At 36.3% G+C, this 3,321-nt stretch carries 6 protein-coding genes; 3 read left to right on the forward strand and 3 right to left on the reverse strand.

Annotation, left to right across the window (positions count from 1 at the left end):
• The first annotated feature begins 262 nt into the window (after positions 1-262).
• From mobQ to F908_RS16020, 3 genes are all read left to right on the forward strand, one after another.
• The gene (gene mobQ, locus F908_RS15090) at positions 263-1,225 is read left to right on the forward strand and encodes a MobQ family relaxase (RefSeq protein WP_005165363.1); all 963 of its coding nucleotides are present in this window, start codon (positions 263-265) and stop codon (positions 1,223-1,225) included.
• Positions 1,222-1,695: a hypothetical protein gene (locus F908_RS15095; RefSeq protein ID WP_005165366.1), complete on the forward strand. Its 474-nt coding sequence runs from the start codon at positions 1,222-1,224 to the stop codon at positions 1,693-1,695. Before mobQ ends, F908_RS15095 begins: the two co-directional genes overlap by 4 nt.
• Positions 1,696-1,939: 244 nt before the next feature.
• Positions 1,940-2,101, forward strand: a complete 162-nt coding sequence (locus tag F908_RS16020; protein WP_005165369.1) for a hypothetical protein — start codon at positions 1,940-1,942, stop codon at positions 2,099-2,101.
• 38 nt (positions 2,102-2,139) lie between these two features.
• Here F908_RS16020 and F908_RS15100 read toward each other — a convergent pair whose 3' ends face one another.
• From F908_RS15100 to F908_RS16160, 3 genes are read right to left on the reverse strand one after another with little or no spacing between them, the layout of a single operon-like run.
• A complete protein-coding gene (locus F908_RS15100) occupies positions 2,140-2,526 on the reverse strand; it encodes a hypothetical protein (RefSeq protein ID WP_034602972.1) in 387 nt (128 codons plus the stop codon).
• Between the two features lie 32 nt (positions 2,527-2,558).
• The gene (locus tag F908_RS15105) at positions 2,559-2,951 is read right to left on the reverse strand and encodes a hypothetical protein (protein ID WP_005165376.1); all 393 of its coding nucleotides are present in this window, start codon (positions 2,949-2,951) and stop codon (positions 2,559-2,561) included.
• Positions 2,952-3,122 (reverse strand): hypothetical protein, encoded by a 171-nt coding sequence (locus F908_RS16160; RefSeq protein ID WP_005165379.1) that lies wholly within the window; start codon positions 3,120-3,122, stop codon positions 2,952-2,954.
• Positions 3,123-3,321 lie beyond the last annotated feature (199 nt).

Here is a 3,321-nt window from a genome sequence, read left to right on the forward strand (position 1 = left end):
AGACCAATCATCAAAGACTTCATTGATGACTTTATTCTCGATAAAAATCATCTCCTACCACAGAGAATCTATAAATAATAGTGCGTAAGTCCTATGTTATTTTCGGTATTATTTTTCTTTCAATATTATCAACAAATTTAGGTCGTATAGAAAACAATACTAGAAGTCTAGAGTATGACAATTCTAAACTAGAAAAGGCTCTCATTGATATTAATGACAACTTAGATGAGATTCGAAAAAAATATACTGATAGCTTCATTTAATGGCAATTTATCACTGTTCAACTAAAACGGTTAATCGCAGTTCTGGAAGAACTGCGATTGCATCGTCTGCATATCGTGCAGGGGAAAAATTAGAGGATGAACGCACAGGGCTAACCCACGATTTTACGAGAAAGGATGGTGTCGCCCATACCGAAATTATCTCCAACCTCGATATAGAAATTGATCGTAGCCAACTTTGGAACTTGGCGGAACAGTCAGAAAACCGCAAAGATGCCCGAACCGCTAGAGAATGGGTAATCGCCCTACCCGATGAATTAGACGCAGATCAACGTAAGGACTTGGCAAAAGCCTTTGCCACGGCCTTAGTTGATCGCTATGGCGTGATTGCAGACTTAGCCATCCACGAACCCAGCAAAGGCGGAAATGATAAGAACCATCACGCCCATATCATGCTTACTACCCGAAAGGCGGAATTAGACCCTGAAAACAATTTGATCCTGACCACAAAAGCAGAGATTGAACTCAGTAACGCCAAAAGAAAGACCCTCAATATCGGTACAACCCAAGAGGACATTAAACAAATTCGGGCAACTTGGGCAGACCTGGCGAATCACGCCCTGGAACAAGCAGGACAACAGCAAAAAATTGACCATCGTAGCTATGCTGATCAGAACAACGGACTACAAGCCACCATCCATGAAGGCACCAAAGTCACCCAATTACGCAGACAAGGCATAGACACTGAAATCAGCCGTTTTAATGACAACGTCAAACAGCAAAATAGCCAACAGCTTCACCAAGAAAAACAGCAAAAAGAGAGCGTTTTACAACGTGGTTTAAACCGTGTCGATCAAGGTTTTGATAAATGGCAGAAGAACCAAGAAAGCAAACGCCTAGAACTGGAACGCCAAGCGGAACAGAAGCGACAGCAAGAAAGAGAAATGAAAAAAGCCGAACAAAAGGCTTCACCTAATTTGAATAAAGGCGGATGGTCACGATGAGCAACCAAAATGATGATTTAGACGACCAGTTATATATTTTATTGGCATCAATGAAAGAATATCGAGAAGCCATAGCAGACGATCAGAAGCGATTAGAGACGTTTTACAGCCAAGTTGCTACAGGTGTGCTCGATAAGGCGGAAAAATCGCTACAGGACACCAATAAACAAGCAATAAGCGCATTAAAGAGCCGTATTCAGGAATTAGACAAGGCAACAAGTCGACTGAACACCCAATTCATCATGGTGTACGCCAGTGCCTTTGTTGGGTTGGTCATGATTTTATTTTTGGCGTTATTCCTATTCGTCCCAAGCATGGACGAAATTCAACAACGTAGATCGGAAGTAAACAACCTCAAGCAATACAGCCTAGACATATCCAAATGTGAGGGACAAACCTGCGTCAAAGTCATGAAAAAGCAGTGTGGATATGGAAAAAATGGTGATTATTGTGTGATTGACCCTAAATAATTTCGGGCGGTACTTTGCTTTGTTTTTTCCATTACTAATTTGATAGCCACAGACGCAAAGTTACTCGACTTTAAAGTGTGGCTAAAGCCAAAATTTAAAGCATCGAGTACCCCTTGTTTCTTTATTTAAAAAACATATAAGAAATTGATTTTAAATCTAAAATTAATATAACCGTTTGATCAATTTATAACCAAACAACTACTCTGTTTGGACTAAATACTTTGTTTAAGGACAAGGTGTTTTCATGTTTATTTTAATTTTTTTGAGTGTGGTTTTATGGGCAAATGATCTTTTACAAATGGCCCTAAACTTAGATCTTCATATCATTGCTGAAGTTTTAAAGCTGATATCAATTGAGCCTACGTTTGTGCTGACGATTAATTTTAATAATAAAAAAGACAAATGACTTATAAAAAACCAGCTACAGCTTTGTAGCTGGTTTTTTTAAATTTTAAATTCAACTAAATTTAAAATTTTGGAGTGCATTGGTTCAGAGAACCTATAGTCTGATGACTGATAAAGATCAACAATATAATAGCTTGGAATACCAAGATATGAGTCTTCCCAATCAGATGTTAGGTTAGTTACAACACATGAAGCAGGTATTGCATAATCAAGAATTATATCATTGATATTTAAACCGCCATCAGGGATCTTTATAAGTTTTTGAAAACAGCCACTATCTTTATAGATTGTATTCAGAATCGCTCTAGCTAACTCTATTAGAACTTCGTGATCAATAGTACAAAAGACATGTTCATTATTTAATGAATCAGTCCACATGAACCTATCGTATTTTCTATCTATAAAATCATTCCAATTTTCTTTCAACTGTACACTCAATATTTTTTATAAAAGGCTTCTCAATCTAAATAATTTGGTTCAGGCAACCAAAACTCGCCATTAGATTTATAGTGCCATGTGATATCTGCAATAAAAATATGATTAGAACGGTTTTTCCACTGAAAATGGAGAATCATATCTGATGTTAAGTAATTGTTATATTTGCTTTTAACGTATTCAGGAATACCTATATGGTAATGCCAAAGGTTATTTGAATACGCATAGTCATATATTGGATGAGTTTTATCAATTCCACGCCATGATTGTGAAATTTTGCCTTGGTATTTAGAAAAGTCGTTTAATCCATACTTCTCATAAACATCAGTAAAGTCTAGAATTTTATCTTGTTGATTTTCAGGATAATTACCAAACTCAACAGCAAACTGTTTTCCAAATTCCCAAGTGTATGACAATTACTTTTTTCCTGCTTCTAAAATGAATCTGCGCTTTTCTTCACGAGATAAACCTTGAGGCATTACAAAGCTTTCCGCAGATAAAGCAGATTTCATTCTATCAAGATTAATCTTGATAGGTGCAGTTTTTTGGGTTTGTGTAGTAGTTACCATAAAGCCCATTACACTCATTTGCCACCTCGACAAATAAAATTTCTCTTAAATTTTAACAAAAAAAATAGCGAAGCGGGTTTTTAATTGTTTTTAACTTCTTTTAATTGTTTTTAATTAGCTTGAAACTCTTACATAGCAATAGTTTCAAGCCTTATAAACATACATTTACCCTGCCATAAACATACATTTACCCTGCCATAAACATACATTTACCCTG

This window comes from Acinetobacter sp. NIPH 284, assembly GCF_000369425.1.
Classification (GTDB): domain Bacteria; phylum Pseudomonadota; class Gammaproteobacteria; order Pseudomonadales; family Moraxellaceae; genus Acinetobacter.

Excerpts from the sequence above, each read along its gene's own strand:
- F908_RS16160 (WP_005165379.1), bottom strand. The coding sequence starts at position 3,122 with ATGAGTGTAATGGGCTTTATGGTAACTACTACACAAACCCAAAAAACT.
- mobQ (WP_005165363.1), top strand. The coding sequence starts at position 263 with ATGGCAATTTATCACTGTTCAACTAAAACGGTTAATCGCAGTTCTGGA.
- F908_RS15095 (WP_005165366.1), top strand. The coding sequence starts at position 1,222 with ATGAGCAACCAAAATGATGATTTAGACGACCAGTTATATATTTTATTG.
- F908_RS16020 (WP_005165369.1), top strand. The coding sequence starts at position 1,940 with ATGTTTATTTTAATTTTTTTGAGTGTGGTTTTATGGGCAAATGATCTT.